At 66.0% G+C, this 26,892-nt stretch carries 27 protein-coding genes; 8 read left to right on the top strand and 19 right to left on the bottom strand.

The window, feature by feature from the left end; genetic code table 11:
• Positions 1-43: 43 nt before the first annotated feature.
• The 4 genes from HPY83_12900 to HPY83_12915 are packed head-to-tail and all read right to left on the bottom strand — an operon-like array spanning position 44 to position 4,180.
• Positions 44-1,426, bottom strand: coding sequence for an NTP transferase domain-containing protein (locus HPY83_12900; protein ID NPV08844.1), 1,383 nt, complete (start codon positions 1,424-1,426; stop codon positions 44-46).
• 15 nt (positions 1,427-1,441) lie between these two features.
• Complete coding sequence (locus HPY83_12905; GenBank protein ID NPV08845.1) at positions 1,442-1,936, bottom strand: DUF350 domain-containing protein; 495 nt, start codon at positions 1,934-1,936, stop codon at positions 1,442-1,444.
• Between the two features lie 17 nt (positions 1,937-1,953).
• On the bottom strand, positions 1,954-3,174 hold the full coding sequence (locus tag HPY83_12910) for a PDZ domain-containing protein (GenBank protein NPV08846.1): 1,221 nt from the start codon (positions 3,172-3,174) through the stop codon (positions 1,954-1,956).
• 16 nt (positions 3,175-3,190) lie between these two features.
• Complete coding sequence (locus HPY83_12915; GenBank protein NPV08847.1) at positions 3,191-4,180, bottom strand: Gfo/Idh/MocA family oxidoreductase; 990 nt, start codon at positions 4,178-4,180, stop codon at positions 3,191-3,193.
• Between the two features lie 220 nt (positions 4,181-4,400).
• Between HPY83_12915 and HPY83_12920 the strand changes: the two genes are divergently transcribed.
• Positions 4,401-5,135 carry an endonuclease III gene (locus tag HPY83_12920; protein NPV08848.1) on the top strand — a complete coding sequence of 245 codons (735 nt, stop codon included), beginning with the start codon at positions 4,401-4,403 and terminating at the stop codon, positions 5,133-5,135.
• A gap of 37 nt (positions 5,136-5,172) precedes the next feature.
• Here HPY83_12920 and HPY83_12925 read toward each other — a convergent pair whose 3' ends face one another.
• From HPY83_12925 to HPY83_12940, 4 genes are all read right to left on the bottom strand, one after another.
• Positions 5,173-6,159: a D-glycerate dehydrogenase gene (locus tag HPY83_12925; protein NPV08849.1), complete on the bottom strand. Its 987-nt coding sequence runs from the start codon at positions 6,157-6,159 to the stop codon at positions 5,173-5,175.
• Between the two features lie 85 nt (positions 6,160-6,244).
• The gene (locus HPY83_12930; protein NPV08850.1) at positions 6,245-6,931 is read right to left on the bottom strand and encodes a DUF881 domain-containing protein; all 687 of its coding nucleotides are present in this window, start codon (positions 6,929-6,931) and stop codon (positions 6,245-6,247) included.
• A 4-nt stretch (positions 6,932-6,935) separates the two neighbouring features.
• Complete coding sequence (locus tag HPY83_12935; protein NPV08851.1) at positions 6,936-7,673, bottom strand: DUF881 domain-containing protein; 738 nt, start codon at positions 7,671-7,673, stop codon at positions 6,936-6,938.
• A 43-nt stretch (positions 7,674-7,716) separates the two neighbouring features.
• Positions 7,717-8,238 carry a hypothetical protein gene (locus HPY83_12940; protein ID NPV08852.1) on the bottom strand — a complete coding sequence of 174 codons (522 nt, stop codon included), beginning with the start codon at positions 8,236-8,238 and terminating at the stop codon, positions 7,717-7,719.
• A gap of 174 nt (positions 8,239-8,412) precedes the next feature.
• On the opposite strand from HPY83_12940, the gene HPY83_12945 reads away from it, so the two are divergent.
• From HPY83_12945 to HPY83_12970, 6 genes are all read left to right on the top strand, one after another.
• Entirely contained in the window at positions 8,413-9,588 is a 1,176-nt protein-coding gene (locus HPY83_12945) for an anaerobic sulfatase maturase (GenBank protein NPV08853.1), read from the top strand.
• Between the two features lie 30 nt (positions 9,589-9,618).
• On the top strand, positions 9,619-10,554 hold the full coding sequence (locus HPY83_12950; GenBank protein NPV08854.1) for a methionyl-tRNA formyltransferase: 936 nt from the start codon (positions 9,619-9,621) through the stop codon (positions 10,552-10,554).
• A gap of 386 nt (positions 10,555-10,940) precedes the next feature.
• A complete protein-coding gene (locus tag HPY83_12955) occupies positions 10,941-11,264 on the top strand; it encodes a recombinase family protein (GenBank protein NPV08855.1) in 324 nt (107 codons plus the stop codon).
• A 701-nt stretch (positions 11,265-11,965) separates the two neighbouring features.
• Positions 11,966-12,988 (top strand): hypothetical protein, encoded by a 1,023-nt coding sequence (locus HPY83_12960; protein ID NPV08856.1) that lies wholly within the window; start codon positions 11,966-11,968, stop codon positions 12,986-12,988.
• Between the two features lie 187 nt (positions 12,989-13,175).
• Positions 13,176-15,251 carry a GAF domain-containing sensor histidine kinase gene (locus HPY83_12965; protein ID NPV08857.1) on the top strand — a complete coding sequence of 692 codons (2,076 nt, stop codon included), beginning with the start codon at positions 13,176-13,178 and terminating at the stop codon, positions 15,249-15,251.
• The gene (locus tag HPY83_12970; protein ID NPV08858.1) at positions 15,244-15,933 is read left to right on the top strand and encodes a response regulator transcription factor; all 690 of its coding nucleotides are present in this window, start codon (positions 15,244-15,246) and stop codon (positions 15,931-15,933) included. The genes HPY83_12965 and HPY83_12970 overlap by 8 nt, the downstream gene beginning before the upstream one ends.
• A 4-nt stretch (positions 15,934-15,937) precedes the next feature.
• Here HPY83_12970 and HPY83_12975 read toward each other — a convergent pair whose 3' ends face one another.
• The 10 genes from HPY83_12975 to HPY83_13020 all read right to left on the bottom strand — a co-directional run bounded on the left by HPY83_12975 (position 15,938) and on the right by HPY83_13020 (position 24,979).
• Positions 15,938-17,170, bottom strand: a complete 1,233-nt coding sequence (locus tag HPY83_12975; protein NPV08859.1) for a CehA/McbA family metallohydrolase — start codon at positions 17,168-17,170, stop codon at positions 15,938-15,940.
• Positions 17,171-17,181: 11 nt separating this feature from the next.
• A complete protein-coding gene (gene xylB, locus HPY83_12980) occupies positions 17,182-18,699 on the bottom strand; it encodes a xylulokinase (GenBank protein ID NPV08860.1) in 1,518 nt (505 codons plus the stop codon).
• An 8-nt stretch (positions 18,700-18,707) separates the two neighbouring features.
• Positions 18,708-19,043, bottom strand: a complete 336-nt coding sequence (locus tag HPY83_12985) for a cupin domain-containing protein (GenBank protein ID NPV08861.1) — start codon at positions 19,041-19,043, stop codon at positions 18,708-18,710.
• Between the two features lie 10 nt (positions 19,044-19,053).
• Entirely contained in the window at positions 19,054-19,746 is a 693-nt protein-coding gene (locus HPY83_12990; GenBank protein NPV08862.1) for a DUF554 domain-containing protein, read from the bottom strand.
• A gap of 223 nt (positions 19,747-19,969) precedes the next feature.
• Positions 19,970-20,551: a ferritin family protein gene (locus tag HPY83_12995; protein NPV08863.1), complete on the bottom strand. Its 582-nt coding sequence runs from the start codon at positions 20,549-20,551 to the stop codon at positions 19,970-19,972.
• A 52-nt stretch (positions 20,552-20,603) separates the two neighbouring features.
• Positions 20,604-21,437, bottom strand: coding sequence for a bacteriocin family protein (locus HPY83_13000; protein ID NPV08864.1), 834 nt, complete (start codon positions 21,435-21,437; stop codon positions 20,604-20,606).
• 70 nt (positions 21,438-21,507) lie between these two features.
• Positions 21,508-22,593 (bottom strand): ferritin-like domain-containing protein, encoded by a 1,086-nt coding sequence (locus HPY83_13005; protein NPV08865.1) that lies wholly within the window; start codon positions 22,591-22,593, stop codon positions 21,508-21,510.
• An 11-nt stretch (positions 22,594-22,604) separates the two neighbouring features.
• On the bottom strand, positions 22,605-23,477 hold the full coding sequence (locus tag HPY83_13010; protein ID NPV08866.1) for a TIM barrel protein: 873 nt from the start codon (positions 23,475-23,477) through the stop codon (positions 22,605-22,607).
• Positions 23,478-23,490: 13 nt separating this feature from the next.
• A complete protein-coding gene (locus tag HPY83_13015; GenBank protein ID NPV08867.1) occupies positions 23,491-24,432 on the bottom strand; it encodes a DUF4115 domain-containing protein in 942 nt (313 codons plus the stop codon).
• Positions 24,433-24,733: 301 nt separating this feature from the next.
• Complete coding sequence (locus HPY83_13020; GenBank protein ID NPV08868.1) at positions 24,734-24,979, bottom strand: hypothetical protein; 246 nt, start codon at positions 24,977-24,979, stop codon at positions 24,734-24,736.
• A gap of 87 nt (positions 24,980-25,066) precedes the next feature.
• Between HPY83_13020 and HPY83_13025 the strand changes: the two genes are divergently transcribed.
• Complete coding sequence (locus HPY83_13025) at positions 25,067-25,969, top strand: hypothetical protein (GenBank protein ID NPV08869.1); 903 nt, start codon at positions 25,067-25,069, stop codon at positions 25,967-25,969.
• Here HPY83_13025 and HPY83_13030 read toward each other — a convergent pair.
• Positions 25,966-26,868 carry a 2-hydroxy-3-oxopropionate reductase gene (locus tag HPY83_13030; GenBank protein ID NPV08870.1) on the bottom strand — a complete coding sequence of 301 codons (903 nt, stop codon included), beginning with the start codon at positions 26,866-26,868 and terminating at the stop codon, positions 25,966-25,968. The genes HPY83_13025 and HPY83_13030 overlap by 4 nt on opposite strands.
• Between the last annotated feature and the right edge of the window lie 24 nt (positions 26,869-26,892).

The raw sequence follows: 26,892 nt of genomic DNA on the forward strand, positions 1-26,892 counted from the left end.
CACCTGTCGGCTCGTCGCCGACGGCATGCGTTCCGGTGGCCGGCTACCAGCCGTACTGCTCCGGGCCCCATGGCCTGACGGTCAGCTCCTGCTTCACTAGCGTCAGGGTGCGGTCCGGCACGTCTTCGTAGAGAACCACCCCCGGCCCGACGCAGGAGTACGCTCCCACCTTGACCCCGGGCATGAGGATGGCATTCACTCCAGTGCGAGAGTAATCGCCTATGTAGGAGGCGTTGGCTCCCACCGGTGGGCGCTCCCAGGCTCCGCCCACCTGGTGCAGCTTCTCCGCGTCATCGAAGCGCAGGGTGCCGCACACGGTAGCAGCCCCGATGTCTACGCTGGCCCCGAGGACCCCAACCACCTCGCAGTAGTGATAGAGGTAGGTTCCGGCAAACATGACCCCGCTGAACTCGGCTCCATGGCCCACGACGCAGTTCGGCCCCACCACCGCATCAGAAAGCTGGCAGTAGTCACGCACCCGCGCTCCCGCCCCCACGATCACCTGGCCCTGAAGGATGGCACCGTTGTCCACTACTGCTCCGGCGCCAACGCTAACGTCGCCCCGAATGCGCACCCGGGGGCCCACCACTGCCCCCTCGGCCACCATCAGTCTCCCTTCGATGTCGGCCGCTTCCGAGACCCACGCCGATGAGGCAACGCGATGCGACTTGAGTTCGGAGAAGAGCTGCTCGGCCTCATAGTGGTTAGCTTGGAGTATGTGCCAGGGTTTGTCCAGGTCCACGAAGGCCCCTTCGGAGCGAATGGCGCGCACGGTCGCCCCGTGCTGAAGGCCGAGCGCCATCGAGGCGGCCAAGTCAGGCTCCAGCGCCGGCATTCCCCCCACCGGCACGTTCTCCAACAGCCCCGGGTTCGCCTCGAGGTAGCGTCGAAAGGCGGGCGACAAGACACAAACCCCGGTCCAGCGTTCGCTCGCCTCCCGCGGGTGGCCAATCACCTCGACGAGCGCATCGCCCTCGGTCCGCACGCAAAGACAGCGATTGGGGTCCTCGCCCCCCATGGGCGCCACGAGCACCGATGCCTCGCCATCCAGCGCCTCCGCCGCCCGGCGCATCTGCTCCAGGTCGCCCACCGACACCAGGACGTCTCCCGGAACTACCAGCGCGGGCGAATCGTGGGCCTCACTCCAGGCTGCCAGTAGGGCCTGGGCCGAGCCGCGCACCTGGGCCTCCAGCACGCGGACTCCGTCCAGGTCCAGCAGTGCTGCCCGCACCGGGCCGCCCCTGGCATCTACTACCACGACCAGGCGGCTGACGCCGGCAAGGCGCAGGCGTTCGGCCAGCAGGCGAACCAGCGCCCGGTTCGCCACAGGCAGAGACGCCTTGGGGCGCACGGTGGCGAAGGGCCACATCCGCCTACCCTCGCCTCCGGCCAGCACGACACCCAGGACACCATCGCTCATCGTCACCGAGCCCCCCTCCGGCTAGCCCACCAGTGCTTGCAGCACCGATCGAACCAGAGAAGCAGCGGGGGCGCTCAGCAGGAGCGCTGTCCCTACCACCATGCCGGCCTCCACCAGCCCGACCGCCACGTTCCCACGCTGCAGCTCGAGCTTCTCGTCAATGGGGCCGGTCATCAGGTTGTATAGCCCGGCCGAAAGAATCACCGCCAGCGCTCCCACGCCTACCCCGAACAGCAGGCGCAGGCCCTCGATCAGGAGGACCACTGCCGCCTCCCCCGGCCCCAGATCCAGACCCTCCAAGGGCACCGAGACCACCGGGTAGATCACTAGCGCTACTCCGAAGATCACTCCAGCCAGAACCGCACCCACGGCCGCATTGCCCCGGGCAATCTCGTCCCAGACGTCTACGCGCGGCGTCAGAGCCTGAAAGAGAGAAGCCGAGAGGTACACGCCGATGGCAGCAACTATGCCCACCACCACCAGGCGGGCCAGCGCGATGACCAGCCACAGTCCCATATCCTGCTCCCTACGGCCTACGGCGACCGGAAGCCAAACATGCGCCCGCTCTCGGTCGGCCTGGCCCCCAGCTCCACCGGCACGTCCAGTGTCTCATCACCGCGCACGATGGTCAGAACTACTACGTCGCCCACGGAGTATTTCTCCAGCCGGCTGATTAAGTCGTTCATGCCCGTGATACTCTGGCCATCCAAGGCGATGATGATGTCCCCACCCACCACCACTACGTCGTCGTAGCCCGGCACGTTGAGCGAGCGGTTGCCTCCTCGGAGGCCAGCTTCCTCGGCCGGGCCTCCCGATGTTACCTCGCCGATGAGAGCACCCCGGCTCACAGGCAGGTTCCCGACATTCGCCAAAGCATCGGTGATGGTCCACCCTCTGATCCCCAAGTGCGGGTGCAAGTACCGCCCATCCGTGATGAGGGCGGGCACCACCCTCTTCACAGTGTTGACGGGCACGGCAAAGCCGATGCCGCTGAACTCACCCGTCTGGGAGTAGATCATGGTGTTCACCCCAATCACTCGACCGCGTATGTCGAACAGCGGTCCTCCGGAGTTGCCCGGGTTGATGGAGGCATCGGTCTGGATCAGGTCAGGTAGGGAGAAACCGCTCGCCTGCATGCTCACCCGGCCAAGCGCGCTCACGATACCCGCAGTCATGGTACCCTCAAAGCGGAAGGGGTTCCCGATGGCGACCGCCGTTTGACCCACCTGGACCAGCTCCGAATCCCCCAGCTCCAGCGGCACTAGAAGCTCCGGATCGGCTCCGACCTGGATCACGGCTAGGTCGCTGTCCCGATCGGTTCCGACGATGGTGGCCTCGAACTGGCGCTCGTCGGAGAACACCACCGTCACCCGAGAAGCTCCTTCCACCACGTGGTTGTTGGTCACGATGAAGCCGTTCCGGTCCCAGACCCAGCCGGAACCGGTACCAGTGATGCCAGCTAGGCCAGCCCCGGTGACGTAGATGTGGACCACGGAGCCGCTGAACCTCTCGTAGATGCTCGCCAGCGCCAGATCGCGAGCTTCCACGTAGCTAAGCACATCCTCGGACACCGGAGTGAGGGCAGGCCGGGGCGTAGGCGTTGGCACTGTGATGACGGGACGCGCCTCCAGCGTTGCCCTCTCGATCCGAGGCAGGGTGGGCGTCGCTTGCTGCAGTACGCCCAGGGAGGGAGCGCAAGCAAGACTCAACAGCAGAAGGCTCAGTGTGGCAGCGATCACCAACGGCCTACGCATGCACAACCTCCGCGCGCTACGCCTCTTGCGCGCTCTGCAGCGCACGAACTACGACCCGAAGGGCCCTCAGGCCGTCCTCCCCCGTGACGGCCGGGCGGGTGCCGGTGGCGCAGCAGTGCACAAAGTGGCGCATCTCGTCCAGGAACATGTTGTTCTTGCGGAAGACCTCCGGCCGCTGCACTTCCCCCGTGTCCAGCAGGTACATCCCCACCCCATCGGAGGACAGGTCAGCCGGTACCCGGTCCCGAGGCACAGAACCGGGAAAGAGGATAGAGCCGCCGGGGCCGATGGCGTCCTGCCCGGTCAGGCCGGAGGCCCCAGAAGGCAGCCCCCAGGTCCAGCTCAACACTAGCTCGTCGCCGCCTTCGTAGCCTATGCTCACTGTGGCCGTGTCCCACGCCGTGGACTTGAACCGCCGTACCGCCCCCTGGGACCAGGCCATGTCGCCGAACAGCCAGTTGGCGAAGTCAACATCGTGGATGGCGCCATCCACAATGGGGCCGCCGCCCTTGTCCCGGTCCAGATACCAAGGGCTGCGCGGACCGCCACTGGCCGCAAAGTGTCGCCAGACTATCGGCCGACCGATCGCGCCCGCCTCCACCAAGCGCTTGAACGCGCCCCAGTCGTTATCGAACCGACGCACGAAGCCGACCATCAGGTGCACCCCAGCTCGCTCGCAGGCCTGGATCATGGCCTCGGCGTCAGCTTCCTTCAGAGCGATCGGCTTCTCGCAGAACACGTGTTTTCCCGCCTCGGCAGCCGCCAGCACTGCCAGTGGGTGCAAGAAGGTCGGCAGGCAGACTAGTACCGCATCCACACTTGGATCGCGCACCAGATGGCGGAAGTCAGTGTAGGTTCGCTCAGGCTCGAACTCGCGGGCGTAGGCCTCCAGTACCTCCTCATCCGCATCCGAGGCGGCGACGATGCCTACCCCTTCTATCTCCCGCAGTGATCGCGAGTGATACCTGCCCATGCCGCCACAACCGATGATACCGATCTTGACCATAATCCTGCTCCCAGTCCGGGAAGGCTGATTTGCCTCCCCGTCGTCGTGCCATATACCATCGGCCCGGACGTGCGCTCACTCTAGGCTGCGCCGGCAGGAGTGTCAAGATTCCTCAGAGGGTGCTTGCCAGGCCTCGCCGTGCATTGGCGACATAGCCGCCCGCTTCCTCCACGTTAACAGTGCGGCCACGCCCGACCTTACGCCCCGATCCGGTGATGACATGGCCTCAGACGGCTCCGAGCTGCAAGACAGGCCTGCAGCGACACTCTCGATCGAGACGATCCACCGGAGGCTCGCCGACGAGTACGGTGTGCCCGTCAACCGGGAACCCTCCGAGCCTACGGAGGAACTCGTCCGCACCATCTTGTCTCAGAACACCAACGACACCAATAGAGATCGGGCCTTCCGACGGATGAGAACGCAGTATCGGTCATGGGAGGACGTCGCTCGGGCCGACACCGCTGCCCTCGCCGACACGATCCGGCCGGGCGGCTTGGCCGATCTCAAAGCCCCCAGAATCCAGAGGGCCCTTGAGGAGATCAGGAGCCGAGCTGGCGCCTATGACCTGTCCTTTGTTTGCAGCATGCCCACTCCCGAGGCGGATCGGTGGCTGCGAGCGCTCCCCGGCGTGGGGCCGAAGACGGCAGCATGTGTTCTCCTCTTCTCCTGCCAGAAGCCGGTCATGCCCGTGGATACCCACGTCCGGCGCGTCAGCGACCGGTTGGGGCTGATCCCACCAGGCACCGGCGCTGACGCAGCTCACGCCATCCTCACCGCGCGCGTGCCCGCAGAGCTGATCTACCCGCTACATATCAACCTCATCCGCCACGGGCGCCTGATATGCCGCGCCGGCACACCGCTGTGCCATCGCTGCGTCCTGCGCGACCTGTGCGCCTACGCCCGCGCCCGAGGCCTCGACCACTACTCGCCTAGGACGCCAGAGAGCCGGGTCTAGGTGACCCGGCTCTGTCCACGGCGCCAGGAATGTCGCGCTACTTGATGCGCTTGGGCACCACGCCCGGGTTGACCTGAGCCGGCAGGGGCTCTCCCTTTAGCCCGGCGATCAAGTTGTTCGCCGCGATCTCCGCCATCTTGCCCCGCGTCTCTATGGAGGCGCTGGCGATGTGCGGACATACGATGAAGTTGCTGAGCTTGAGTATGGGATGGTCCGCCGGGATGGGCTCCGGATCCGTGACGTCCACTGCCGCATACGCGATCTCGCCATCGCGCAGGGCGTGATACATATCCTCGGTGTTTACGATGGGCCCCCGGGCGCTGTTCACCAGAATGGCCGTCTTCTTCATCTGCCTGAACCGCTCCGCGTTCACCATCCCTTCAGTCTCAGGGGTGAGCGGCGTGTGGACACTGAGAAAGTCGGCTTCACGGAAGAGGGTATCCAGGTCCACGTACTCTAGGTTCAGCTCCTTCTCCAGATCCTCCCGGCGGAAGGGATCGTAGTACAGAACGCGCATGTTGAATCCCTTGGCCCGCTGGGCCATGGCCGACCCGATCCGGCCCAGGCCCAGCAGGCTCAGGGTAGCCCCATGTACGTCACGCCCGAGAAGGAGCATGGGCCCCCAGGTCTTCCATCGCCCCGCCCGGACGTAGTCCATTCCCTCGACCACCCGCCGAGCCGCCGACATGAGGAGAGCAAAGGCGAAGTCTGCCGTCGTGTCGGTGAGCACGCCCGGAGTGTTGCCTACGGCGACGCCCCGCTCAGTGCAGGCAGCCACGTCAATGTTGTCAAAACCAACGGCGTAGTTGGCTACAACCCTCAACTTGGGAGCCCGATCCAGCAACTCGGCATCTACTGTGTCGGTCAGCAACGACAACAGACCCTCACAGTCCCGCACTTTCTCTAGAAGCACATCCCTCGGAGGCGGGAGCTCCTCCTCCCAAACCTCGGCGTCGGCGAACTCAAGCACCAGATTGAGTCCCCGATCGGGGATGCGACGCGAGACGAAAACCTTAGGCTTCATGGCAATGCTCCTTGCGATGATACAGCACGAGTATGCGACGCTGCAGCTAGTGCGCGGGAGAGTATAGGGCGAACCCGCTCATTCGTCAACGCGCGTCCAAACCGCCACCCTGCGGCAGCCGCCCGTGCTGGAAGCCCCGCCTCTCCAGACTGACGGGCAGACACAACTCCGACTGGCCCGTTCGGAGCCTTATGTCCAGTTGGGCCCCATCAGCCTGGAGGGCGGCGGCAAACCCGCCTCGCCGTTTGGCGACCTCACGTAGGGCAACAGGATCACCTATGGCCTGGATTGTCACCTGGCTGCCCAAAGGGTGGCCATCCATGATCGTCCCCTGCGGCCCCTCATAGAATGATGACCAGGCGGTCACTCTCCTGCCATTCACGGCGATAGCCTCAGCCCCGGCGCTCTTCAACTCGTTCACCAGGTCCCGCACTCCGGCGGCGGTAACGGAGCCGCTCACAGCCATCTCGATGCCGGGCCCCACCACAGCCACGGCCCCGTTGACGATTCTGAGCTGGTTCAGGCTGGCGGTCATGTCCTCCAGTCGGCCACCGCCCGAAGGCTCCGTCAGGGCGGCGAGCTCTCGGTCCAGTCTCTCGATCTCTTCCCTCAACGCCTGGTTGGCCGACACCAATGCACCCGCTAGCTCTACCTCCTCCTCCAGTGACACCGGCCTCGCCATCGACCCGTCGCGCCCCCAGCCGCCGGCAATCGCCACCAGTCCCACGACTGAGCACATGAGGAGGATCAGGTGGAATCGCGTAGCCCTCATGTCCCTACTCCCCGATCCGGGCGAACCGCACCGATATCGCCCCCACATAGGCGGGACACCAGACCATATCCCGCTGGTGCACTGCCATGCGCACCGCACGGCTCGCCACCCGCTGGCGCAGCGACGACAGCTCGGGGTCAACGTTCAGCATCCGCTCCAAGGCCTCCGCATCGCCCACCGCCCTGATGGTCAGCGGCGGGGTGACGCGCTTCTCCCCCACCACAATCGTACTGCCCACGCAGTACACATAGGTGCCGAAGGCAATCCGCTCCTCGCCCACGCACACCGCCTCGGCCCCGGCAGACCAGAGGGCGTTGATCAGGTCCCGGAGATCGTAGTCGTGCACGATGAAGGTTTCAGGCTCCTCACCCGCATGCGCCGGTCTGCCACCGTCGGCCAGCACAATCTCCAACCCGGGGCCCTCTATCTCAGTAAGCCCCGCCAGTTGGCGCTCCCAGAGCAGCTCCCGCTCCAGTTGGTCCAGCATCGCGCCACCCTCGGGACTCATGGCCGCCCGCGCCAGGGCCCTGCGCCTCGTTTCCACTCCCTGGCGTAGCACCGCCTGCTCTTCCTCCAGACGGGCCACCAGATCGAGTATCGGCTGGCTCTCTGCACTCTCGGCAGGCGCAACGGCGGGGCGGGCATCCGTGAGCCCCTGTGCCAAGAGGAGGCCCAGGAACGCCCCCAGCGCGATCAGGCTGAGGGAGCGTAGCAACGTGCGTGACAGCTGAGACGAGGCCAAGGGCCGCTACTCCACCGAGCGCGAGGGCCTTACAGGGGGAGACCTAGCCCAGGGGAAAACCCGGCGGTGTGATGGCTATCTCGTATTCGCCGCTGTTGTTGTCGAGATATGTCTCCTGTGGCCCAGGACGCACTGAGACCTCCAGGATGTACGAGGGCAGAATCGGGACCACTCCCGAAGCCGGCAGTCTCACCACCTCCGCCTGTCCAGGAGCAAGATAAGGGGCAATCGTGCTTCCGCTGATGAGCACTCTGCCGCCTTGCGCGGCCGGTGCCCTAAGCCAGGCCTCCACGATCACGTCCCGTTCCGCCTGCCGGCCCCGGTTCTCGAGCGCCACCAGCAGTTGGAAGCGAGTATCCCCGTCGGGATATCCAATTGCCCCCGCCAAGGGAGGATCTATCTCTGCCCCCAAGAAGGCCAGATCGTGCTCGGGCCACACCGGAGCCGACCCACGCCGAGCTTCGGGTGTCTTGGCCGCCTGTGACACTCTGACCTGCCCGCAACCGATGAGCACCAGGCACGCCGCTATCACGGCCACCGAACGGAGAAGACTGGCAGACCTCACGGTCGCCCCCAAAGCAAGACCAATGGGCACGGGCATAGGAACATCGAGAGGCGCATGGCGGGCATTCTAGTAACCATGGGTGCGCCACGCAACAAGCGGTAACTACCTCACCAGTCAGCCCCCCGAGCCTGCGTTGAACTCGGGGCCGCTTGCCGGTAGACTGGGAGTGTGAGCGTGACTGCAGCAAGCGACCAGCCACCGGGTAGCCCGGCTCTCGAGACCAGAGCGCCTAGCGTCCTGGTCAAGCCTGTGTCCGCCCGGTGCAACCTGGCTTGTCGATACTGCTTCTATCGGGACCGGGCGAGCGACCCCTATCGAGGCGTACCGGCCGGAACCATGCCCCGCGAGACGTTGGCTGCCCTCGTGGCCCAGCACCTGCATCTCTCGGGGCCGGTCGCCGTGTTTGGCTGGCAAGGGGGAGAGCCCACTCTGGCGGGCCTCGACTTCTTCCGCCAAGTAGTGAACTTCCAGGAACGATACGGCGCCTCCGGTCAGGTAGTGTGCAACGCGCTGCAGACGAACGGTGTGGCGCTGGACGCCGAGTGGGCCCGATTCCTGGCTCGCTACCGGTTCCTGGTTGGTGTGAGCCTTGACGGCCCTCCAGAAGTGCACGATCGCTGGAGGCCCGGCCACGGTGGGGCGCCCACCTACGAGCGGGTCATGGCCGGCATCTCCATCCTGAGGCGGTATCGGGTGGAGACAAACATACTGGCGGTCGTGCACTCCGCCAATGCTCACCTCGCGGAGACCACTCTGTCGTTCTTCCACGCCCAAGGCCTGCGGCACCTCCAGTTCGTGCCGGCCGTGGACCGTCTCCCCGACGGATCCCTGGCGGCACACTCCCTCGCTCCGGCCGCTTACGGCGAATTCCTCTGCCGCCTATTTGACGCCTGGTATCAGGACGGCCGCCCGGAGCTCTCCATCCGTCTCTTCGACAATCTGGTGGGTATCGCCGCCGGGCACCCCAGCGAGATGTGCGAGCTAGCAGCACGTTGCGACAGCTACTACGTGGTAGAGCACAACGGTGACGTGTATCCTTGCGACTTCTTCGTGGACCGGCCCCGCTACCTCGGCAACCTGCTTCGTGAGCCGGTGACCCAGATCCTGAAGAGCTCCCGCCGCCGAGCGTTCGCCAGCACCAGACAGACGCTGCCCCAGGGGTGCGCCGACTGCGTGTGGCTGACCGTGTGCCACGGGGGCTGCCTGCGGTATCGCTTCGCTGGTACGGGCTCCCTCACCGGGGCCAACTGGATGTGCGAGGCCACCATCATGCTGCTCGAACACGCCTGGGAGCGGATCTGCACTCTAGCCGCAGCCATTCCTTCACATGCCAGCTCTCCCCCAGCGTGAGGGAGAGAAACACACCCGGAGGCCTTCCTGATGCGCATCGTCTTCTTCTCTTACCGCGGCACCATCGGCGCCCGCTGCTTACAGTGGCTCCTGCAGCAGCCACAGGCAGAGGTGCTGGCGGTGGTCACCTGGCCTGATTACGTTCACCCGGAGATCAAGATCGCCGTCAAGGAGGTGCTCTACGATGCGCACCTTCCCCTCTACCAGCCGCGGGATGTGAACTCGAGTGCCTTCGTCGCCCTCCTGCATTCGCTCCGGCCGGACCTGTTCGTTTCCATGTACTTCGGCAAGCTCTTCAAGGCCCCGCTCCTTTCCGTCCCACCCCAGGGCTGTGTCAACATCCACAACTCGCTTCTGCCCCGATACCGAGGCCAGGCGCCCAACATCTGGGCGGTAGCCAACGGGGATACCGTATCCGGCCAGACCATGCACTACCTGGATGAGGGGATGGACACTGGAGACATCATCGCCCGCAAAGAGATACCTGTGGACCCCGCCGACACCGGTTACACGCTGGGGGCAAAGCTGGAGGACCTGGGGGTAGAGCTCTTCAAGGAGGCGTTCCCCGCCGTGCTGAATGGTACCGCTGGCCGCCAGAAGCAGGACGACTCTCAGGCTACGGTCTGCCGTGCGCCTCGTCCTCACGATGCTCGCATAGACTGGACCCGTCCAGCTCCGGCCATAGCCAACTTCGTCCGGGCCTTCACCAGGCCGTATATGGGAGCCTTCACCCGGCTGGGCGGGCTCACAGTCCGGGTCTGGTCCTCACGTCCCGCCCCCGAGCTTCCGTGGCAGGCGGATGCCGCACCGGGCGACGTGGCAGGAGTGGAGGCCGAGGGACCAATAGTGCGCTGCGGCCAGGGCCACCTCATCCTGACCGACTTTGAGGTAGAGGGCATCCAGGACCGGAGCTCGGCCCTGTCACTGCTTTCGGCAGGCAGGCGTAGCTGCGCCTCGTTCGCCTGAGCCCATCGGGCGAAGGATGGCACGGCGATCCGCCTCTTCTGCCCGCCCAACCTCTCGATGGCTTTCCCTGTGGCTGTGACCCCTCGCCCGTCCCTACAGCCTGGCCAGCGTTGCCCAGAAGCGTCCGCCCCCTCATAACTGCGTCAAGTTGCCGGATCCGGCAAAAAAGTCTGCCGGATCCGGCAATCAGATTTGCCGGATCCGACATGACGAACCCTGCCTCAAGCCCGGTATCATACACCTGCGGTGGAAGCAAGGCCGTTGCCGTGGACCGCGGCGACACTGCCGCCAGGGAGGGGAGCCGACCACCTCCAGACTCGCACGGCGGCGGAGGGCCGGGCCTGCGACAGCTTCCGCCATATCTGGCCAGAGGTGGAGAGGTACCGGTGACCGCTCAGAATGGTACAAGGGCACTGGTGTATATTCGGGTGTCCTCGGGCTTCGGCGTGGACGGCCAGCGGGAACGCTGCCTCAGAGAGGCGATGCGTGCCGGCTGGAGGGTGGAAGCTGGTGACGTGTACATAGACGTAGGGACGGAGGGCGGCCGCGCCTGGCGAGCCCTGCGACGGCGGCTTCTGGACGACCAGTCCGTAGCGGCCGTGATCGCCCAGGATCAGACTCGGGTGAGCCAGCAGCGCGACGTCTGGCTCGCCATCGCCGCCGAGCTGCGCGACCTGGGCGTCGAGCTGCGCACTCCTAGTGCCAGTTGACCCCTCATCCGGGTACGACGGCCACGGCCAGGGCGTCTCGGGCGGCTGAGCACCCATCCCGCACGGGCGCCAGCGGGGCCGCCTGGTCCCTGGCTGGACCCTGTCGGACTCGGACAGGGGCAGAAAGACAGGCCAGGCCGAGGGGAGGCCAACTCGGACATTGCCGGGTATTGCTTGATTTGACGTGTAATGGAAATCAGCTCTAGTATCTGCCGGAAGTGCGAAAGTGGTACCTATCCGGCAGCCAGGCTTGGTGGGTCCGGCACGGCCGCGGAAGCGGCGGTGGCGCGCTCTGATCGCCGGGGCAGGTAGTGGGGCGGCATACCTTGCCTCCGGAAGGTTACGGCGCCGCTCTGGAAGCGCTCAGGAGGTCCGTATGAATCATCTGGCCCGCGCTGTACACGACGCACTCTCAGGCAAGAGGTCCATTGATCAGCTCACTGAGACCGAGGCGTTGGCCCTCGAGGAGTCGCTCAGAAGCCTCGGGCGAGCCCGGGGCTCTGTGGGTCCCCAGGAGGCCTGGGCCGTGTCGCCAATGGCCCAAGCCGGACCGGGCCCCCAAGAAGCCTGGGCCGTGTCCCCTATGGCTGAGGCCGGTCCGGGCCCTCAGGAGGCCTGGGCCGTATCGCCAGCAAGCAAGACGGACCCCAGCGCCGGGGAACTCTAAGCCGGTTCGGCCGTCGAGGAGCCAATCACACGCCTTGCCTGAGCTGGCAGGTTCTGTTCCCACGACTGCCGCGCCGGACCCGGGGTCTGCAGGCCACCTAGAAGGCTTCCGTGCCAGAGCCCGTGCCCTGATCGGAGGTTGCCTCAGCGAGGCGGGCGTCGAGCAAGCCTGTGCCCGGCAGATCAGCGACATGGTGGCCAGTTGGTTGGATCAGAGCCGGCATCACCAGGGCATACTAGACCTGCCAGCTCTCGTCTGCTGGGCCGCAGGGGGCGACCCCGTCCAGGCGGCGCCGGCCGGCGCCGCCTGGTGGCTCATGCGGTTTGCTGCCAAGCTCTTCGACGATGTAGAGGACGGCGACCTGTCCCACGGGCTTCCGGAGGCGGTGAATCTGGCTTCTGCTGCCCTGATGGCTGCCCAGGCGCTCATCTTGGGCTCGGCCTGGCCAGCCCCGGCTGGCCCTACCGCTGTCGGCCTCGAGTTCGCCCGCGCCTGCCTCGTAGCTGCCGGGGGGCAGCATCTGGACCTGGCGGTCGCGAGCGGCCAGGCACACATTGACCCGGACCTCTGGCTCTCCATGGCCCAGGGCAAGTCGGGCTCGCTCCTGGGCTGGGCCGCGTGGGCCGGAGCCGTGGCCGCAGGGGTAGACCCTGCCCTCGCCTGCCACTTCCGTGACTACGGCAGATGGCTCGGCGTCCTGGTGCAGATTGCCGACGATTACGCCGATACGTGGAGCCCGACCTCTCCGGCCGACCATGGCTTCCGCGGCTCCTCGTTGGCGCTCGCTTACGGACATCTGGTCTCCGATGGCGACACGAGGGCGGAGCTCGAGCTGTGGCTGAAGAGAGCCAGGGATGGCGATTGCTGCGCCGCTGAGCTCCTGCGCCGGAAGCTTGCTTCCCTCGGTGCGCCGGCCTTCCTCGTGGTGGCGGCCAGGGATTGCCGGGAGCGAGCGACGCGTGAGCTCAGGAAGACAGGCTGCCAGGCAAGTCGCGGTGCTCCCCTGCTGGGCCTCCTGGGACACCCGCTGAGATCGGTCGAGCAGGCGGGGGTGTGACGTCATGGACTTTGCGCCGACCACACAGCTCTCCCGGAGTTCTCGTGCATCGGCCCTGAGCGCCCTGCACATCGTCCTGATAGTTGCCTGCGCCCTCCTCGTCCTCTGGGCCGCCTCGGCGGCAGTTGGTCGGTCCTGCAGGCACGGCGGAGGCACCGCCCCCTTCCACGGAGGGGCCTGTCCTTCTTTGGCCGAGGACCTGGCGCCGTTAGCGGTCGCCCTCGGACTGGCGATGATAGCCTGGCGACTGCGACACCTGCCCCAACCCTCTCCCTTCCTCACCTTCATAGGCTTCTCGATTGCAGTGGCCTCCGGCAAGCTCGGGCTGCTCGGCAGCGATGTGGGCATGAGGCTGTACTTCATCTCGCTGGCGGGGGCAGCACCAGCTTTCTTCCTCCTTCATCACCGCCTGCTCGGGGAGCCGTTGGGGCGCCGTTCCCGGAGGGTCCTCGCGGCGCTCCTCGGCCTGGCCCTGGGGCTCGCCCTGCCGCCGGCTCTGGCCTCCTTCGCCGTCCTGGCAGAGCAGCCCTGGTACTCCCTGTGGCGGGGAATGGTCCGCCTGTCGGCGGCCTTGTCTGTGTTGGTGTCCGGAGCCTGGCTGGTGTTCTCCTGGAGGCGGGACTGGCCCGAGGTGAAGCTGCGACCCCTGCGTCTGGTAACCTATGGCAACATCGTCGCCTTCGCCCCTCTGGTGTTGCTGTCCATGCTGCCCGACACCTTTCACAGCCCAGTCTACGTGCCCTACGAGATCACCCTCTTTGGCTCCCTCCTGAGCCCGCTCTGCTACTCCCACGCTTTCACTATGACCGGTGCCCCGGGGCACGGGGTCCGCCTGCGGTTCCTTTCTGTCTACCTGATGCTGGCCGTCCTGCTCACCTTCGTCCTCCTGGTGGCAATGGCCGCTTTCACTGTCGCTGGCCTGCCAGTAGGTCAGGCCTGGGCGATCGCTCTGCTGGTCGCTTCGGCTGCCATCGTTGCCGTCGGGCCGAGCACAAGGCGGTGGTTCACCGGCCTGTCCGAGTGGACCTGGTTCGGTCGCGGCCCTGGGTACGACCAGATCCTGGATCGCCTGTCCGAGACTCTTTCCACCACCTTGGACCAGGAGCGTCTGCGCCGCATGCTGGTTTCCGAGCTCGTTCGGGAGTTAGGCCTCTCCGGCGCCGCTCTGTTCCTCAAAGACAGCACCGGTCACCTGCGTCTGGTCGAGGCCGTGGGGTCGATGCACCTGGAGAATGCTGACCTGGCTGTCCCCGTGGATGGCCCCCTGGTGGAGCATCTCTCCACCCACCCACGCCCCGTCACCCAAGACGGACTGCGGCAGGCACTTGCCTCACACAGCCTTGGCATGGCGGAGCGGTTCCTGCTGGCCATGGAACCGCCTCTCTGGGTGCCGCTCGTCTCGGGGGGCGAGGCGTACGGCCTTCTGCTGGTAGGTCCCAAGACCGATGCCGACTTCTTCACCCCTGATGACGTGCGCCTTCTGACACTGCTGGGCTACCGCGCCGGGGTGGCAGCACACAATGTGCTGCTTATGAAAGAGCTGCGCCGCAGCCACGAGCAGCTTTCCCGGGCTCACCAGCGCCTCCTCGATGCCGTCGAGCAAGAGAGGCGACGCCTTGCCCACGAGCTGCACGACGGAGCAGTGCAGCAACTCCTCGCCGTCACCTACCACGTCGCCCACTACCGGCACACCCTTGCCGATGACGGCGGCGAGCAGAGCTCGGCCGTGCAGGCGGCTTCCGAGGCGCTAGACTCGCTCCGGCAGGAGCTGCTAGCAGTGGTTACCCAGCTGCGGTCCAGCATCAGCGGCTTGCGCCCGGCCGGGCTGGACGACTTGGGCCTGGCGGCGGCGCTGGCCGGCTACGTGTCCCGACTGGAACAGGAGCATCTGGGCCGCATGCCCGAGATTGAGCTGGACCTGGATGAGGGTTCGGCTCGGCTGCCCTCTCGCGTGTCCCTCTGTCTGTTTCGAGTGGCCCAGGAGGCCCTGCGCAACGCCATCAGGCATTCGAGAGCCGATTTTGTGCGTGTCAGGCTGAGGGTGGAGGCCGAGCGCGTTCACCTCCTGGTGAGTGACGACGGACAAGGTTTCGTCGTACCCGAGCGCCTGAGCCAGCTGACCGGCGAGGGTCACTTCGGCTTGCTCAGCATCTCGGAGCGCGTCTCCCTGTTGCCGGGCAAGTTGACCATTCGCTCCCGTCCTGACTACGGAACGGAGATCTCTGTTGATGTTGACCTCAGCGAGGTAGACCCCAGTGATTGATCGGCGAATCAGAGTGCTCTTGGCTGATGACCACCCCTTCATGCGCGCTGGCATCCGAGCCACGCCGGCAAGCGAAGGGGACGTCAGCGTGGTAGGCGAGGCCAGCAACGCCGATGAAGCGCTGCAGCTGGCGATGCAGCTCAAGCCCGATGTGCTCCTCCTGGACCTGCACATGCCCGGGTCTCCGGCAGGGTCCGTGGTTGAGGAACTGAAGCGCCGTTGCCCGAACGTCCGGGTGTTGGTGCTCACCGCCTACGACGACGACGTCTACGTACAGGGCATGCTGGCGCTAGGTGTAGCGGGGTACGTCCTCAAGGACGAAGTGCCTGAAGCACTCGTCCGAGCCTTGCGGGCCGTCTACCGGGGCGACACGTGGTTCAGCACCCGCGCCCTGAACGCGTTGGCCCGCAGCCGGCAGGCCTACATGCCCCAGGACGGGCAGGGCCTCTTCACTGAGAGAGAGCTCGAGATATTGCGCTTGATGATGGTAGGCAAGACGGACCGAGAGATTGCGGACGAGCTAGTCTGCGCGGAGAGGACCGTCCGGTATCACTTGCGCGGCATCTTCGGCAAGCTGGGCGTAGACAGCAGGGTGGAAGCGGCGGTGCGCGCCGCCCAGCTGAACCTCGGCGGCCGGGAGGGCACTGCTTCGGACTCGAGCGCCGGCCAATCGCCCTCGTAGCCGGTCACCCCGCCCCCACGCGAGCCTGCGCTACGGGAGCTAGGCCCAGGCAGCAGGCCCGGTACTGCTCCACGGCCTCGGCTGAGCGCAGGGAAACCGCGCTCCCTTGAGCGTGCAGGATATCCAGCTCAGGGAAGCATGACCGGTGCAGATAGTAGGCGTACTCCACTAGTTCCAGGGGGCCGTAGGCCCTCAGGGGCTGACCCGGTAGCTGCACGCAGGCCACGCACTTGCCCGCCTTCACCGCTGCCAGCACGGCTTCACTGCTACGCTCTCGAGCGAACGCCACAGTCCAATACTGGCCCAAGGTGTGTTCCACCCCATGGGTGTCCGAGTTGCCCACGACGGGCAGCGACACCCCAGCCCTTAGCAGCTCCATGTGCAGGGCTATGGCGAGCAAGTTGTCCTCGAACTCCACCTCACCCAGCAGTTCGATCGCGTCCACCTCGCCATCGAGGCACAACCGCCGGCCCACCTCTCGATCCAGGTGGAACTCGCCCCCTGTCACCCAGAACGGGTGCGCCAAGATGGCCAAGCCGCCCAACTCCCGGATACTGCGAGCCGCCCACAGCGCCCGCGCATACCGCGCGGCGAGGTCGTCAGCGCAGCCCAGATGTCGCAGGTCTTCTTCGATCTCCGCCAACTGACGGCGATGCTCAGGCCTCTCCCGCAGTTCCGATATCCCCGCCCGGGTGCCCACTGCCACCAGGTGACCGCGCTCGAAGGTGACCTCCTCGCCCGGTATGACCACGATGGGCAGGGCCTCCCCCAGGGAGGCGGCCTCCGCGCCACCGTTCCAGTTGTCATGGTCGGTGACGGCCACGAAGTCCAAGCCTGCTGCCCAGGCCGCTCTGAGAAGCTCGGCAGGCGAGGACCGGCCGTCAGAGTACCAGGTGTGGGTGTGCAGATCTCCTCTCAGAGGCAGCAACCCCGCTAGGCCCGGCTCCACCGCGAACAGGGTTCCTACCCGGTGGCGGCGCCCTCCCGGAAACTCTAACGTGAGCCCCACCTCGCCAGCGAAGCGGGGAGCGTACCGGAAGCGCACCCGCCCGTCAGGCCCTCGTGCCGCTGCGGCTGTCGCCGGGCTCGAGGGCCACACCTTGGGATGGAGCTCACACCGGTAGTCACCCTCAGGCAGCCGGTCGTCGACAGCCCTGGGCGCGATAGTGAACTCGGTCTCCCGCCCCGTCGGCGCCACCAACGGGTAGACGCGCAGATGCACCAGCTCAGGCTCCACTTCAGCCCCTCCTAGGTCCCCGCTCCCATGCCTACGCGCCAGTCCGCCAGACCCTCGAAGACTTGTCGGAGAGCCGGATACAGGGATCGGTACATGGCCGCCAGCCGCTCGTACTCTCGGCGCGCCTGTGGCTGTGGCTCGGTTGAGGGGCCATACATCACACACGCCTGCCGAGCCTCCTCGAAGGAGTGGAATACACCCGCTCCCATCCCGGCGAGCATGGCTGCGCCCACCACCGCCCTCTCCTGACCGATCACTGTCGTCAGCGGCAGCCCCAGGACGTCGGCCTGGATCTGGCGCCACAACCGGCTCCTGGCCCCTCCGCCCGAGGCCACCAGCATGCTCGGGCGTGGAACCAGCTCGCTCAGGACCTCCAGCCCTTCGGCCAGCGCCATAGCCACCCCTTCCATGATGGCTCGAGCCAGGTGGCCACGCCCATGGCCCAGCGCCAGTCCCACGAAGGCTCCTCGGGCCCGGCTATCCATGTGTGGCGTCCTTTCGCCTAGGAGGTAGGGTAGGAAGAGCAACCCGCCGGCACCGAGCCCAGCCTCTGCCGCCTCCCCATCAAGGATCTGGTATCCGGTGTCGGCCGGCAATCCGAGCGTATCTCGCCACCAGCGCAGCGAAAGCCCCGCCGAGAGGATAGCTGCCATGAGGAACCACGTGCCCGGGACGGCATGCCGGAAGCAGTGCACCCTCAGCTGCGGATCGGGGCTGGGCGAAGCGGCCGGCTGCAGCAGTTGCCCTCCCGTTCCGACGGTGCAGGAGGCGGTCGAGGGCTCCAGCACACCGTTGCCCACCGCCTGGGCCGCCTGATCCCCTGCCCCAGCGACCACGGGCGTGCCTGCCTGCAACCCCAACACCTCTGCGGCGGCAGCAGTCAGCCGCCCGGCGACAGCATGAGAGGCGACGATTCCCGGCAGCAGCGTCGTCTCCACTCCTGCCGCCGAGGTCAGCTCCGCCGACCACTGGTCACGTGTTATGTCAAACAGAAGACTGGCGCTGGCGTCGCTTGGTTCCGAGGCGGCCTCCCCGGTGAGGCGCAGACGCAGGTAGTCCTTGGGCAAGAGCGCCCACCGTGCCTTCTCCAGCAACTCAGGCCGCTCCGTCCCCAGCCACCGCAGCGTCGCAGCCATGAAGCCGGGGGAAACCCTGTTCCCAGCCATACACGCCAGCCGGTCCAGCCCGAGTTCGCAGTTGAGCCCATCGGCGACGGCAGCGCTACGTCCGTCGGCCCAGATGATCGCGCGCCCGATTGCCCGCCCATCGTCAGAGACGAGCACCGTGCCATGCATTTGCCCCGAGAGTCCGATGGCCCTCACCGATGCGGGCGGCACCTGGGAGCAGTGCAGCGCCTCGGAGCAGGCCGCAGCGGTGGCCCGCCACCACACCTCCGTATCCTGCTCGGCCCAACCTGGACAGGGCACCTCGATGGAGTACTCCCGCTGACCCAAGCCCAGGATTCGGCCGCCCTGGTCCACCACGGCCACCCGAACGCTGGACGTCCCCAGGTCCATGCCGATGAGCACGGGCCCTCCTACAGGTCCACTTTGTCCTCAGGGAGGAAGGGCGCCTTGATGAACACCAGCTTGAGGTCGTCGTCCGAGGTGTTGACGATCTTGTGATCGTCCCGCGGCTCCATGCGATAGGCATCGCCTGGGATCAGAGCGTGCTCCCGGCCACCAGAATGGAGCACCCCGCGTCCACGAACCACGAAGAACGTTTCCTCCACTTCGCTGTGATAGTGGGCGGGCAGGCTCTCTCCTGGTCTGAGCAGGATGACGCCCCAGTCCACGCGCGGCCCACGGAACAAGTACTTGACCCCGCTGTCGCCGCCCCGATAGGGTAGCTCGAACTCGTTCACTCGCTGCATTGGCTGCTCCTCAGACGGCCTGGAAAATGGCTAGGATCAGAGGCGCGAACACCAGTGCGGGCAGGAAGTTGCCCACGCGCACCCCCCGAATACCGAGCAGACGAATCCCGATGCCGAGGACCATCACTCCACCGGTGGCGGTCAGCTCGGCCACCACCGGGGCAGTGAAGGCGGCCTCGGCCGCCCCGGCCAGCAGAGTGATGGCGCCCTGGTAGACCAGGATGGTCACCACCGAGAAGAGCACTCCTACACCCATAGTGGAAGCAAATGCTAGTGCGCTGAAGCCGTCGAGCACGGACTTGACCGCCAGCAGGGAGTAGTCCCCCCTCAGGCCATCGTCCAGTGCTCCCAGGATGGTCATCGGACCGACGCAGAAGAGCAGGCTGGCGGCCACGAATCCCTCGGTGAAGCGGGATCCATCTGTCCCCCGAACCCGTGCCCGTAGGGCATCGCCCAGCGACGCCAAGCGATCCTCGATCTTAGCCCATTCGCCCACCAGTGCCCCCAGCAGCATGGCCAGCAGCACCACCAACGCGTTCTCGGTCCTCAGCGCCATCTGAGTGCCCAGCACGATCGTCACCAGCCCGATGCCGTCCATTACTGTCTCTCGGGGCCGTTCGCCCAGGCGGCTGCCCAGGAGAAGGCCGGCACCTCCTCCGACTGCCACGGCCCCCGCGTTGATGAGGGTTCCCGTCAAGCCCATCCCCCCTCAGTATCGCCGTCGCGCCCGCATGCTGGGAGGCAGTCGCCCAGGCCGGCCAATTCGATACCGCTGACCGCCCCAATCATAGCCACTCACTCTCGCCGAACTGCCCTCCGGTCTCTCTCGCGCTCTCCACTGGAACCACCAACTGACGCAGGCACCGGACCTTCGCGCGGAGGTCCGGTGCCCGCGTCAGTAAGGTCTGGCCTCTACGGGAGCGCGCCTAGCCGGTGAAGAACGGGAACTCGGTGTCGTCCCAGTAGGTGTTGTTGTCCTCCAGGTACTCCAGACTTCGCTGCAGCCACTGGTGATGACGGTTCTCCTCCTCCATCAGGAGGCGATAGGCAGCTCGAGCGTTGGGGTCGTCGGCCCGTTCGTAGGCATCCCGATAGAGGGCGAATCCGCGTTCTTCTGCCTTGAGGGCCAGTTCCAGCGCTTCGCGGTCGCCCGACCCGGCGTGAAGACCAGGGATCACCCGGCTCGGATCCGGGAAGAGCCGCTCCTCGGGTATGGCAGCCCCAGGCACGTCGCCAGGGGAAACCTTGAACTGCTCAATCGGGGGAACAGAGGCGGCCTTGGCCTTCTCCACACTGATCCACCCACCGCCATCGAGCAGACTCTGATACTCGCCCGCTAGGACACGGTAGTGCTCCTCTTCGTCATGGGCCAAGCCCAGAAACATGCGCCGACCCATCTCGTCCCGCACGTGATGGGCAATCGCGAGGTAGTAGCGTCTACCTTCCTGCTCGTTGATGATCGCGTACGCCAGCGCTGCCAGCGCCGCCGCGTTCGATGCTGAGGACATCGGGCAAACTCCTCCGACTGACAGAATGTACTGACGCGGAAGGCACGATCGCTCACTCCAGAACGCAGATTCCCTCGGGGCGCCGTATCCGCAGCGCCAGGGTCTCCAGCACCCGGAAGGGATGGTTCAGTTCCTCCGGGCCCTTGTAGGCGACCTGAATATCGCCGCCGATGGCCAGGTCCAAGACGTCAGGGCCGGATGAGACCAGAGCGCCTGTGCCGGCATCCAGAATGGGGCTCTGGAAGACCCCCGCCTCGGCCACCGACTTGATAAGCTCCAGCTCCAGCCTACCTCCGTGCCCGAGAATGCGCAGGAGCTTGGTGTACAAGTCGGGCGCGAGCACCAGAGCGTACGGGCCCATGGCGGCGTTGGCCACCAATAGCGAGCGGGCCTGTGCCACCGCCGCCAGCCCACTTCCCGGCTCCTCCCAGCCAGCCTCGATCGCCACCGTCACGTGTCCGGGAACCCTCATGATTCCGGGGTTGTCGTCCGTGCCGTAGAACACCAGTCGGTCCTCCGCGCGGGCGAGCATCGCCCCCGCGGCTGCTCCGGCAGAGACGTCCAGGGGAGCGTGCAGGTCCCGCGCCGTGGCGATGTCCCGCCACGTGAGCCGAAAGTCCTTGTACAGCATCTCCAGCGCCAGCAGGCGCCTCTCCGTGGGCACGACCTCGTCGGTCTCCTCTTCGCCATAGGTGCCCATGGTGCCCGGGCTCACGCCCTTGACCTTGTCCACCCACACGGCCTGCACTCCCAGGCCCAGAGGCCCGTACAGGCTGATGAACCGCCTCCCTACCAGGTTCGCCCGGGCGGCCTGCATCACGGCAGAATCAATCTGCTCCCACTCCTGGTCGCTCAAGGGAGCGTCCTGTCGCAACAACAACTCCATTGTCTCACCTCCAACAGCGTTATGACTGGAAATCCTCGGCCCGTGGCAGACAGACTGGGCCGGCCTTCCCTTACCTAGACTTGAGGCTACCTACCGTGAATCCGGGCGCAGTGCGCCCAGAGGCGGGCCTCCCCTCCGCCGAGCTCAAGTCGGGCGCGGCGTCCGCCCTCTCCGCCGGTGTCCCGGTGCGGGCGTCGGCAACCGAGGCCGAATCCTTGCCGGATCCACGCTCCTTCGCCGGCTGAGTACGGCCCAGGCCCGGCCGCTGCGAGGCCGGATCATTCTCCCGCACTCGCCCCAGCATCAGGTCGAACATGTGAATGTGGAACTCCTCGTTCTCCCGGGCTCGGTCCAGGGTCTCCACCAGCTCGGCTTGATCCTCGTCGTTGCGCAAGCGGTCAGCGTATTCGGCGTAGGTAGCGGCCACGCTCTTCTCGGCCTCCAAATCCGCTCCCAGCATGTCCCCGGTGGCTTCCCCCTTGTGCACCAAGCCACGCGCAAACAGGGGGAAGTGACCCGACTCAGCAGCCAGTTCGCCAAACCAGCCCAGGTGCTGCATCTCATTGATAGAGATGGTCTCCAGCTCTCGGCTCGCTTCGTAGTCCGGGGTGACGAAGGAGTGGAACAGGTACTGGAGGATGACCGTGTATTCGTGCTGGGTAGCGTAGTCTAGCACTCTGGCTACCTCAGCCGCCAAGCCCTCGCCCTGGTAGATCCCGGCGGGCTTCCCTTCGAGCTCGCCTCCCGGACCGAACTTCTCGCGGAAAGAAGTGAAGACCTCCAGGTGAGCACGCTCGTCCGTCAGGATGCGATCAATGAGGGCGACGATCTTAGGGTCGTCAATGGCCTTCTTGTGAGCCTCGTACTGAGCGATGGCGTCCTCTTCGGCCCGGATGTCCCTCGCCATCCATTCGAGTGGGGCCTTGCCGCCTAGCTCCATCTCGGTGCGGTCCAGAATGGGCTCCCCGCCCAGCTGGGTGATGGCCTGCGCCAGCCACTTGAAGTGGCGCATCTCATCCCGCGCTGTCTGTTCTATCTCGGCCGCCTCTTCCCCCTCCCCCAGCAGGTAGGCGTGCTGCAGGTAGAGAATGATGGCTCCGTGTTCATCACGCATGTCGTCGTACAGCATCTTGATGATCTCGTTCTTCGCTGCCATTCGCCACCCTCCTAACACTGATCGGATCTGATCCGCAACCACGTATGCCAGAGCAGTACTGCGTCCTGATCGTTTGTCGGACTCTCGCAGATCACGCGCCCCGACACGCGCAGGCGCGCGAGAACGCCCAGGAGCCCCCTGTAGTTGAGGTCCGACTCCGGCAGAGGCACATGCCTGATTTCCCCTCGGGCGCCATACTCAATGCCGCTGACGTGTATGTGGACGTCCTGCAGGGCCTCGCTCCCCAGCGCCTGCCCCATGCGCTGCAGCACCTGCTCAAACTCGTCCTCCGTGTTCATCAGTCCTTGCCTGGCGTGCAAGTGCGCGAAGTCCAGGCAAGGTCTGACGCCGGGCACATCTTGCGCCAGCCGGAGCAGTTCGTCAAGGTCTCCGAACTGAGCCTGCTTGCCAGTCGTCTCCGGGCGCAGGCAAATGTGGACTCCCTCCTCTCGCAAGATGTGCGACATCTCAGCAACGTGCGACCGCACCACTTGGTACACGCGCTCAGGTGCGTCGTCGTGCCTCCATCCGGCGTGGAACACGACCGTGTCGGCACCACAGAGATACCCGACCCGAGCGGCCTGCAACACCCGGTAGCGACTGGCCTTGACCTTGTCCGCCGACGGGGAGTTCAGGTTGATGTAGTAGGACGCATGGGCGCTGAGGGCCACGTCCAGCCGATGTGCCTGGGCCTGTACATCCGGTGCCTGATCCGGCCGCACGTTCACCCGGTGCACGAAAGCCAGCTCCATGGCCTGCAGGCCAAGCCGCCGCACCTCAGCGATGCCATCCAGGTGGCTGGCTCCACTTAGGCTTCGAGGGACACCGGCGGTGCCGAAGCGCAGAGGCGCCCCGCATCCGGAGCGCTCCGCTGCCCCTGTCATCGGCAGAGCGAGCTCAGTCGGAAGCGGTGCGAGGGGCGGCGGTATCGCCGTCCCACGTCCACACGTACTCGGCGATCTGACCTGGCTCGCCCAGAGGACCCACGTCTTCGCCGTTGACAGCCACTTCCGTACCTCCGGCGTTTCCGGTGCGTAGGAGGACCGACTCACCGCCGAACCACTGGCGCACCTCACCCGCCTGGAGGGTGCCCTCGTACACCACCTCTCCATCGGCGACTACGCGCAGCCAGGCGGGACTGGTGATGCGCACCTGCAGCCAGATGCCCGGGACGGGCGTCGACGTGGGCGTAGGCGACGGAACCACTGGCACAGCCGTCGCCGTGGGTCCGGGGGTGGGAAGTGGCAGCGCGGCCGAGGTCGGCAGAGCTGGCAGGGTAGGCTCCTGCGTCGGATCCATCCTCGAAGGCGAAGCAGTGGGAATGGTGTCGCTGACCGCAACGGTAGCGGTCATCGTCGGATCGGACAGCGCCAGCGCGGCGGTCTCCGCCGTGAGCGGCAGAGTGGCGACGGGGTTCGTCGCGGGTTCCCAGCCGAACAGATCACGTCCCCAAGATTCGAGGACTGGCCAGTACCACCACAGAACGGCAGCTACGACGATAGCCGCCAGCACCAGAAGGCCAATGGCAAGGAGTAGGCGACCGCCACCGATGAGCGGCTCATTCAGCGGCTGGTGCGAGTCCACGCGGCCGCCACCCCGGGAGGCCCGCCCGTACTCCTTCTCCAACAAGTTTCGCACCTCGACCGGGTCCAGCCCCAGATACCTGCCGTAGCTAGCTACCAAGCCCCTGAGATAGACGAGGTCAGGAAGGCTTTTCCTGCGACCTTCCTCGATCGCCTCCAGGTGCAGCTGTCTAATGTGGGTATCGGCGGCTGCCTCGGCCAGGCTTAGTCCCTTGGACTCACGCGCCTCGCGAAGCAGAGCGCCCAACTCACTCATCAGGCGAGAACTCCCCGCACCCCGGGCGGGGGGCATGGAATGGAGGGACTATACCAGTCGCTGGGCACTACGGCAAAGAGGTAGTCGCGGTAGATCCAGACCGACTCGGTGAGGTACTGGGGCTTCTGTTGTCCTCCAACAGCCTTTCAGAGCGTCGGATCCTGCACTCCGGCGCCCGAACGCGACACGAAGAGGACGGCCATCACCAGCATACCGCTTATCAGGCCGACACAGAACGCCAAAGCGGCCAGCATCTCTACCTCCCGTCCGCGATTGCTGTCTGGGACAGGAGTTGTGCAGGTCATGTGCCATGGCCGCCACCCGCCGATCGGATGCGCTCCTCCGGTGCCCCCAGCCTCCTGAGCTCGTCCACCGTCTGCTCGTAATCCGTCAGAAGGCTGAGCCATCGCTCGAAGTAGTAGTCCGCCCGCTCGCCTCCTTGCTCCTCCTCCGCGCGGATCACCGAGCGGCCTTTGCCTAGTCGCTCTGCCAGCGTCGCAGCCTTGTCGAGCAGCTCCTCGATTCTCCCCGCTCCGCTCGCGTTCACTGCAGCTCGCCTCCCGTGCGCGGGCTTGACAGATCGAATCCAACCGGCGATGTTCCCCTAGTAGTCTCCAGTTGCAGGTAAGGGAAGATGTCTCTCAAGATGAGCGATCTCATGCCTCGAATCCAGATCGGCCCTCACAGCCTGTCCCGGCTGATAATCGGCGGCAATCCTTTTAGCGGCAACTCCCACCAGACCTCTGAAGCCGACCGGGAGATGCGGGAGTACCACTCTGCCGCCCGCATCCTCGCAACCCTCCGCCGTGCCGAGGGATGGGGAATCAACACGTTCCAGTCTCGCGGCGACAACCACATGATGCGCCTGGTGAACGACCACTGGCGGGCCGGAGGCAGGCTCAACTGGATCGCGCAGACTGCCAGCGAACGGGCCGACGTATTCGCTAACATCAGCCAGATAGCGCGGGCCGGGGCCATCGGCATCTACCACCACGGGGCCCGCACCGATCAGCTCTGGCACCAGGGCCGGATAGACGAGGTGGAGCCCTATCTGCGCGCCATACGGGACACCGGTTGCCTGGTCGGCCTGGGCACCCACATCCCGCAAGTGCTGGCCTACGCCGACGAGCGCAGCTGGGACCTGGATTTCTACATGGCCTCCCTCTACAACCTGAGCCGTCCCCTGGGCCAGAGGCCATCGCCCGCGGGCCAGCGTACCACCGATGAGCGCTTCCAGCACGATGACCGGGAAGCGATGCTGGCCGCCATCCGTAACACAGTCCGCCCGGTCCTGGCCTTCAAGATTCTAGGAGCGGGTCGACTAGCCACGAGTGACGCCGCGCTCCGCTCCGCCTTCGCTCGGACCCTGGCTGGCATCAAGCCCACCGATGCCATCGTGGTCGGGGTGTTCACCAAGTACGGCGACCAGGTGGCACGGAACGCCAGGCTGGTGCTGGAGCTGGCCGGGACTACCTCCCTGGGGCGCAGGCCGCGGCCAGAGGCGGCCGGAGCCACAGGCCCGGTGCCCTCCGCCTAGCCGCCCGTTCCCCCGCGCACCTCCACGTCTGACAGGCCCTCTATCACCTGAATGATGGCGGAGTGGTCCAGCCTTCCCTTGCCGTGAGTCACCAGCGACTGGTACATCTGCCGTACCAGCGCCGTGGCTGGCAGAACCGCGCCGGACTCCCGGGCTGCTTCCAGGGCGATGCCCAGGTCCTTCAGGTGGTAGGCGGCGTAGAACCCCGGCTCGAAGTCCCGCTGCAGCACCTTGGGGGCGCGGTTCTCGAGCGCCCAGCATCGGGCGGCGCCGCCCGAGATCGCCTGCACCACCTTGGCTGGATCCACTCCCGACTTGGCCGCCAGCACCAGGGCCTCCGCCACGGCCGCATGAGTGAGGCCAACCACGATCTGGTTGGCAGCCTTCGTCACCTGGCCAGCGCCGCTGGGGCCCACGTACACTATGTTCTTACCTATCACCTCCAGGATGGGGCGCACGCGCTCGAAGGCATCCTCCTCGCCCCCAACCATGATGGCCAGAGTGGCGTTTTCCGCCCCGATCTGGCCCCCGCTCACGGGAGCGTCCAGCATGCGGACACCCTTCTCCTGCATGGCCCGAGCCACCCTCTTGGTGGTGACCGGTGAAATGGTGCTGGTGTCCACGTAGATGCTGCCAGGGCGAATCCCCGAGCTGATGCCCGCCTCGCCCAGGGCTACTGCTTCCACATCGGGGCTGTCGGGGAGGCAGGTGAACACAATATCGGAGACAGCCGCCACCTCCGCCGCCGATCGAGCCGGAGTCGCTCCCAGGCCAGCCAGCTCGTCCACGGCGCCGCGGCTGCGGTTGTGTACGGTCAGAGGATAGCCCGCTTCCAGTATGTGGCGAGCCATGGGCTTGCCCATGATCCCCAGTCCGATGAAGCCTACTCGCTCCGGCATCTGATGTCCTCCTGCTCTCTATCC

Source organism: Anaerolineae bacterium (assembly GCA_013178015.1).
In the GTDB taxonomy this organism is placed as follows: Bacteria; Chloroflexota; Anaerolineae; order DRVO01; family DRVO01; genus Ch71.

Coding starts and splice junctions, on each gene's coding strand:
- HPY83_12910 (NPV08846.1), bottom strand. CDS start 3,174: ATGCGTAGGCCGTTGGTGATCGCTGCCACACTGAGCCTTCTGCTGTTG.
- HPY83_13000 (NPV08864.1), bottom strand. CDS start 21,437: ATGGAGTTGTTGTTGCGACAGGACGCTCCCTTGAGCGACCAGGAGTGG.
- HPY83_13005 (NPV08865.1), bottom strand. CDS start 22,593: ATGGCAGCGAAGAACGAGATCATCAAGATGCTGTACGACGACATGCGT.
- HPY83_12915 (NPV08847.1), bottom strand. CDS start 4,180: ATGGTCAAGATCGGTATCATCGGTTGTGGCGGCATGGGCAGGTATCAC.
- HPY83_12905 (NPV08845.1), bottom strand. CDS start 1,936: ATGGGACTGTGGCTGGTCATCGCGCTGGCCCGCCTGGTGGTGGTGGGC.
- HPY83_13025 (NPV08869.1), top strand. CDS start 25,067: ATGTCTCTCAAGATGAGCGATCTCATGCCTCGAATCCAGATCGGCCCT.
- HPY83_12985 (NPV08861.1), bottom strand. CDS start 19,043: ATGCAGCGAGTGAACGAGTTCGAGCTACCCTATCGGGGCGGCGACAGC.
- HPY83_13010 (NPV08866.1), bottom strand. CDS start 23,477: ATGACAGGGGCAGCGGAGCGCTCCGGATGCGGGGCGCCTCTGCGCTTC.
- HPY83_12950 (NPV08854.1), top strand. CDS start 9,619: ATGCGCATCGTCTTCTTCTCTTACCGCGGCACCATCGGCGCCCGCTGC.
- HPY83_12995 (NPV08863.1), bottom strand. CDS start 20,551: ATGTCCTCAGCATCGAACGCGGCGGCGCTGGCAGCGCTGGCGTACGCG.
- HPY83_12930 (NPV08850.1), bottom strand. CDS start 6,931: ATGAGGGCTACGCGATTCCACCTGATCCTCCTCATGTGCTCAGTCGTG.
- HPY83_12990 (NPV08862.1), bottom strand. CDS start 19,746: ATGGGCTTGACGGGAACCCTCATCAACGCGGGGGCCGTGGCAGTCGGA.
- HPY83_13015 (NPV08867.1), bottom strand. CDS start 24,432: ATGAGTGAGTTGGGCGCTCTGCTTCGCGAGGCGCGTGAGTCCAAGGGA.
- HPY83_12920 (NPV08848.1), top strand. CDS start 4,401: ATGGCCTCAGACGGCTCCGAGCTGCAAGACAGGCCTGCAGCGACACTC.
- HPY83_13030 (NPV08870.1), bottom strand. CDS start 26,868: ATGCCGGAGCGAGTAGGCTTCATCGGACTGGGGATCATGGGCAAGCCC.
- HPY83_12925 (NPV08849.1), bottom strand. CDS start 6,159: ATGAAGCCTAAGGTTTTCGTCTCGCGTCGCATCCCCGATCGGGGACTC.